This is a genomic window from Sporomusa sp., from assembly GCF_035561255.1.
Classification (GTDB): domain Bacteria; phylum Bacillota; class Negativicutes; order Sporomusales; family Sporomusaceae; genus Sporomusa.
Genome location: NZ_DATMXX010000417.1, coordinates 1 through 6,351, shown reverse-complemented (window position 1 = coordinate 6,351; position 6,351 = coordinate 1). Strand labels below are relative to the sequence as shown.

The following is a 6,351-nucleotide window of genomic DNA, read 5'->3' as shown; positions in this document are numbered from 1 at the left end:
TAAAATAATGTGAATTTATATGAAGGAACTGGAGTTTTTTATATTAATTTCCAGGTTTCAGGGCATACCGATCAATACAGCCTGCTTTGTTCCTTTAGATTGCACTTTCCCCTTACATAAATTATAGCCTACAGCTACTATATAACCATGGATCAATCGACCCTACAACCCTACAACCGGGAGTGCGCCTATAAACATACTTGACCGATTAGCACGCAGAATACAAACCGAAGGACTGGGAAAAACCATTAAGTATCTCGGCTATGCTGGCTGGGATGGAATAAAATCATCACTACAAGACGCCATACTCGACCCTCAAGTACAGCGGTCGGCTGCTGACAGGACATTCCTACCGCCTATAAACACCTTGGTGCAAATGATGTGTATCATACCGAATACTCGGTCATGTCTATCAACGATCACGCCACTCGACGTATTGATTGATGTCGGCTGCGGCAAAGGGCGAGTCATCAACTACTGGCTCAGCCAGGGATATACCAATACAATATATGGCCTTAAACTTGACCCAATTGTGGCGCAAGAGACGGCTAAACAGTTCGGCGCTTGGGCTAATGTTACCATCTTGCCTGGTGATGCTTTCAAGAATCTCCCCCAGGATGGAACCATCTTTTATCTCTATAACCCGTTTTCTCGAGAAAAGTTCTATGATTTTGAATCACATATCGCTAAACTGGCGCACGCTAAAATGATAACCCTTGTATATTACCGGCCAAAAAGCCTGCATGTATTTGATAACGGCCGCTGGCATATTCGACTGATTAATTTTGACCAGGACTTAGGCATTCATCAATGGGGCCGGCTAAACAAATACCACAAACTTGCTATCATTACCCGGTAAACTAAAGCGCAAAAGGCAACAACTCGCCCTAGTTTCCATTTAGTTAGATTGACCATTTGCCAGTTTACGTTTGTTATACCACCATAACAGGCCGTAGATAAAAGTTACCCCGAGAACAACCAGGGTAAGCCGCAACAGATTTTCCTGATAGTTTACAACATCATAGCCTACTATCACTTCTAACGCGGTTGAAGGGAATTTGCCAAGGAAGTTAGCCATAATATAATCTTTCAGCGATATACGGCTGACTGCGCCTAAAGCGGTAATAATTCCTGAAGGGAAATAGGGTAACGTCCGGGCAAGGAGCATCATTTTGAAGCCGCTGGCACCGCTAAACTCATCGATTTTCTGCAGCATATTGCTCTTTTTAATTAGTTCCTCTGCTGAGCTGCGCAACACCGTTCGCATTAAAATAAAACTTAAAATTACGCCAACGGTCTCGGCAAACCAGGAAATCACAATACCAGGTCCTAGGCCAAAGACTATGCCATTGGCAGTAGATATGAAAATGGAAGGCAAAAAACCTACCATATTTATGAGTATATCGATAACAATACTAATGACAATGGCCCACGCCCCGAAAGAACGGAGAAATTCAATCGTGCCATTTATATCGCCGCTTGTTGCCAAATACCAGATAGTTGCAAACAAATCCGGTTTAGCCAGGTAAGCGCCAGCAATCAGGACCGCCAACACCACGACAGCGGCAACTTTAACTACTATTTTATTCATCATTGTTACGTCTCCTTCAACGGTTGATATAGGGTACTACGAATACTATACCAAGACATTGTGCGATTCTCGTGAAGGAAATGTGGACTTTTAATGAAAAAACAGCATGAAGGCTAAAACATGGATGGCAAAGACGTCCTTTCCTGCTAACTGCCTACTTTGCTGCCATCTCATGCAGAATATCGCCAAAGCACTTAAGGCCGATATAGTTAAATCAGTAATGACATCTTTATCCTGATAGGATAGTTGCCTTCTGGAGATACTGGTTGCTACAAATCTTTCTTTAGAATTGAGAATCTAAAAAGGAGTCTGCCGAGACTCCTTTTGCTTATTTTCTGCGCGCCATTGTAAAGCAACTGCTATGCCTCTTGCATAAAGTATATATAGAAACAATGCCAGCTGTCGAATACATCAGGACGAGGTGAGCTAACGATGTTTCCCTTAAATACAGTGGACACAACACGCATTCCTTACGATACGGCAGTTGAACTGTCGGTTGCTGTATCACGCATGCAGTGGCCTAAGTCTGATATGAAGTCCCCCAAGGTGATAATCCTCGTACCAGATGAGAACTTTCCTTACGCCTTTGCTGCGACCAGTTTGGTGCACGACCCCATTATGGGCAACATATTATTTACGCCAGTTGACGAGCTTGCTGCTCTTACCCGCGAAGAAATAGAACGCCTTGACCCGCCAGGTACTGGCGCTGTTCTGCCGATCATAGCTGTTGGCCCTTTTGCCGCTCAAGTCATTCGCGAAATCGAGAGTATGGGATATGACGTGCTTCACATTACCGGTAAAAACGTCTTTGCCACTGCCGTTAAAGTAGCGAAATTAAGAGAACAACTAACCCCAGAATCACCCGAAGGTCCGGTGTGCTTATTTATCGTGTCCGCCGATAACCCCTATGAAGGCATATTGGCAACCTATTATGCGACACATTCCGGTGTGCCGATACTACTTACTCATAAGGACCGGCTCCCCCGGGTAACAGCTACAGCCTTACAGGATATGGCTAATAAAAACGTTTATATTATCGGCGACAGATATTCTGTGTCCGATAACGTCGCCAGGGAAATCAGTTCTATCGTAAAGCCACCTGTCCGACGCATTGCCGGCGAGGACCCCTTTGCAATCTCGGTTGAGTTTTCAATCTACTACGACCCGGCAACGAAACTTGGCTGGAACCGGAATCGTAAAGGGTTAGGCGATGCTTTTACGTTCGGCAACCTTACCCGCTGGGACTTAATTCTCGCCGCCTCAGCTCTGGCCCATCAGGGAAAGCATACCCCGCTCCTGCTTGTCGAAACTGATGGATCTCCTCCGGTAGTACTGAATTACCTGCAATTCCTTAAACCGCCTTTACGTATGCCCCCCATGCCACCGTTCATGCACGGGTTTATCCTGGGTACACCAAAGATAGTTCAGCTTACTACGCAAGCAGATATTGAGGAAGCGATTAAAATTGATGAACAGCCAGAGAAAAACAGGCAATGCAACCGGATACTGATCGGGAAGGCACACCAATATTCGGAAGAATAATAAAGATTATAGTACAAATTGATTGCAGTGTGATAGAAAAAATCCTGTAGGGAAATGTCCTTACAGGATTTTTTTCATCTATCAGTGGAAATTCTGTTTACTGCTTATATGTAATCATTGGGAATTTTACCTACCTCGACCTTGTTAATAACCTTGTCGTTGTATTATCAATGATACTCCTGTTTTTTGGGGAACTTCCTAGCACATGAACGCTCCTTTGTGGTTCTGTTGCTCAAACCAACGATGCCTTACTGTATGTCATGCAGCCTGGAGCAATTTTCTCTGTGGTAATTGCTCGCACTAAGCAGCATATATTGGGCAAAATAGGAGAGGAGCGACAGCCATGAATCATTCAACACCATTATGTTTGCAGGAACTGTCTATATTTTAATTGGATTAAAATTGAAGCTACTCGCCTACAGGGAGCGAGACAATCTTGATTTCTAATGGGCCAGCCACAGAAGTATCTGCAAGCGAAACCGCGCTTAACTGCACAATCCCCCCCTTCTTTTCAAGCTGATTTACCACATTGAATAGTTCAGTCCCACTGATTGAGCCTACCGTACCCTGCAGCGGATCAGACAATACTCCTTTCGCCACAGCAATACTGTTTACTTGCTGTAAGAACTGTAATACAACCGGCTCTATACTGCCTCTATTTGCTTGTACATTAATCGTTGTTCTGGCAATCGTTTCGCCTTTAGCGAAGATTTGTTTATTAGGATACACTTCCAGATACGCAATGACTGCTTCATTCCAAACTGTATTCTCGTGGGCAACAATCCGTACAACCATACTGCCGTTATACTGTTGTAAAGCCTTGGTTGCATTCTGAAAGTCGGCTTGACTAATCCATAACATTTCGGCCTCTGTACCCTGTTTTCCAATTCGCTGCAGAACCTTCCGATTGGTCTCAGAAATAACGCGCAACAATTCGTTTTGCACTTGTTCGGCAGAGGTATCTATAACCGCCGTAGATAACACTTCATTAGCCCTATAGAGCACAGTTTCTGCTCGCAGGTAGTTAATCCCAGAGCTCAGTTGGGCTGTTGTTTTAGATAGCCGGTCAACATCACTTTTTAGCGTGTCACGTACCCTGCTCAAATCGGCAATGCGCGTATCCAGCTTCCCTTTCGTTGCTTCAAGTGCCACACGATATCCGACTTAGCTTGCGCTAAGTCCACCTGACCTTTATTGAGTGCTATCATTGTTTGCGCATGCTCCTCAAGGGCGCTAGCCAACTCGGTTTTTGACCGGGAAAGCTGGATTGTTACGGCATTAATTTTATTAACAAGATTGCTGTATTCCTGCTCTTTTTCCTGTAACAGGAGCTGATTAGCCTCAAGTTGTTGGTTCTTTTGGGTTACTTCCGAGGAAAGCGCCGTCAATTCGCCGCGTATTTTCTCCATACCAAACAAGGCTGTCCGGACATCATGGGACACAATGGTTAGGATGATAAGGGGATGCGGTAATAAGAATCCCGGTTGTTACAGCCACGATAATCGAGGTGTATTTGGGCCGCAGTCCAAACAAAGACAGCTTCTTTTTTCCAACCTTAGTTCCAATCTTGTCACCAATATAGGCGATGGCGCCGCCCATGACACCCAGTATAGCGATAAGTACCAGACCAAACATAGAAATCCCCTCCCTCAATAATGATTGCAGCACCAAACACTACGAGGTAAAAGGGATTCTTGTTACCTGCTAAGAATAACCCATTTTGTCCCATCGTTTAATACTGACGTTAAAAGCCTTTATTAATAAAGAGACTCCGGTTTTTACCGGAGCCTCTTTACTTTTTAGAATTTAACGTTCACAGTAGCTTTGGTTTGGTCGCCGGCTACGTCCAGATTCTTATAGTCAAGCTCAAGATTTACATTCTTCGCTAAATTCCTGTCATAGGTAACTTGGAATCCTTTGTCTTTTTGGTTACTGCTGCCAAAACCGGTAGAAGTGGTTCCGGCAAAGTTAAAGCCCGATTGTTCCGGTAGGGCATTGACATCAAAATTAATATAACTTACCCGCGCACCTAAGATATCAGTACCTACACGGTAGGCATTGGCTTTTTGCGAAACATTGCGGACATATTCTGCTCCCACTTTTTTACCGAACACGTTTACATCTGTACTCAAGGCAGCATACTCGTTTGCCGTACCTGCGTTATCTATTTTGAGGTAATCAGCAGCCAAGTTGGTTCCTAAGAGTCGGTTCTGATATTCTGCTGCCTGAACTCTGGTGTCGCCATTATTATCATAGGCTAACGTCAGTCCACCTAACTTTGCTTTGGCACCAGTAATCGCAGCGCCATCGACTTCATAGGAGTTATACAGAAGACCTTTGCCAAGTTTTAGGTCTTGTTTACCTAAAACGGTGTCAACAGCTCCCAGCTTAGTTTCGATGTTAAAGCGGTCAATGCTGGGAGAACCAAAATTATCAAGAGAAGTCTTGTCTATTCCATCCTCGTCAGCTGTGGTTAAACGGGCATTTAACTTAGTATCGTCATTAATTTTGCCTGTTGCACCGAGACGGAAACGATATGAGGTATCTTCGGTGGCATTATCGTACTGAACTCGCGCTTCGCCACTGAATTTGATTTGATTATCTAATTGTTTTTGGATACCGTCAACTTTAACTCCCAGGCTGTTAAGTTCAGTAGCAAATTCACTTGCTAATTTATCCACAATAACTTTTTGGTCAACAGTAGAAACTTTACCCATTGCGGTGGCGACGATTTGTGCCATCTCGTAGCGAGTAAGCGTCTTGTCCCCTTTGAAGGTGCCATCGCCATAGCCGCTTACAATCCCGGTTGCAGCCAGTTTATTTACGGCATCGTAAGCCCAGTGCTTTGTGGGAACATCGGCAAAGGGATTCGCGAACGCCGGTACAGCGAAAGCCACCGTCAGAGCGGTGCAAATAGCAGTTTTTAACAACTTCTTTTTCATTTGTATTCCTCCAGTTAATTTGATTAATAATGTGTAAACTCAAGTCTTACGTTTTACGCTATTAGACTTGTTTCCGACTTGCGGAATGCATGTTTACATTCACCTTGTGTTAGCCCCCCTTGATGCTAATGAAAGCTTCACTCTCTTCTTCACTGGCATTTACCCTCAGGGAACTGTGGAATTTCCCAGGCGATGGATTCATAATACCAAGTTGTTATGAATATCCCATGAATTTCCTATGAATAAATTCTGTTATTTTTATGAAGTGTGTTATGA

Annotated in this window: 7 protein-coding genes; 2 read left to right on the top strand and 5 right to left on the bottom strand. The window is 44.1% G+C overall.

Annotated elements, in window-relative coordinates; all coding sequences use genetic code 11:
- The first annotated feature begins 376 nt into the window (after positions 1–376).
- Complete coding sequence (locus VN379_RS24335; protein ID WP_325538723.1) at positions 377–859, top strand: hypothetical protein; 483 nt, start codon at positions 377–379, stop codon at positions 857–859.
- A gap of 39 nt (positions 860–898) precedes the next feature.
- Here the strand turns inward: VN379_RS24335 and VN379_RS24330 are convergent, their stop codons facing one another.
- A complete protein-coding gene (locus VN379_RS24330; RefSeq protein ID WP_325538722.1) occupies positions 899–1,594 on the bottom strand; it encodes a TVP38/TMEM64 family protein in 696 nt (231 codons plus the stop codon).
- Positions 1,595–2,023: 429 nt separating this feature from the next.
- Between VN379_RS24330 and VN379_RS24325 the strand changes: the two genes are divergently transcribed.
- Positions 2,024–3,133 carry a cell wall-binding repeat-containing protein gene (locus VN379_RS24325; RefSeq protein WP_325538721.1) on the top strand — a complete coding sequence of 370 codons (1,110 nt, stop codon included), beginning with the start codon at positions 2,024–2,026 and terminating at the stop codon, positions 3,131–3,133.
- A gap of 408 nt (positions 3,134–3,541) precedes the next feature.
- Here the strand turns inward: VN379_RS24325 and VN379_RS24320 are convergent, their stop codons facing one another.
- From VN379_RS24320 to VN379_RS24305, 4 genes are all read right to left on the bottom strand, one after another.
- Positions 3,542–4,285 (bottom strand): hypothetical protein, encoded by a 744-nt coding sequence (locus VN379_RS24320; protein WP_325538720.1) that lies wholly within the window; start codon positions 4,283–4,285, stop codon positions 3,542–3,544.
- The gene (locus tag VN379_RS24315) at positions 4,234–4,542 is read right to left on the bottom strand and encodes a hypothetical protein (RefSeq protein WP_325538719.1); all 309 of its coding nucleotides are present in this window, start codon (positions 4,540–4,542) and stop codon (positions 4,234–4,236) included. Before VN379_RS24315 ends, VN379_RS24320 begins: the two co-directional genes overlap by 52 nt.
- Before the next feature lie 22 nt (positions 4,543–4,564).
- Positions 4,565–4,768, bottom strand: a complete 204-nt coding sequence (locus tag VN379_RS24310; protein ID WP_325538718.1) for a DUF3084 domain-containing protein — start codon at positions 4,766–4,768, stop codon at positions 4,565–4,567.
- A gap of 164 nt (positions 4,769–4,932) precedes the next feature.
- Positions 4,933–6,075 (bottom strand): S-layer homology domain-containing protein, encoded by a 1,143-nt coding sequence (locus tag VN379_RS24305; RefSeq protein WP_325538717.1) that lies wholly within the window; start codon positions 6,073–6,075, stop codon positions 4,933–4,935.
- Positions 6,076–6,351: the final 276 nt, after the last annotated feature.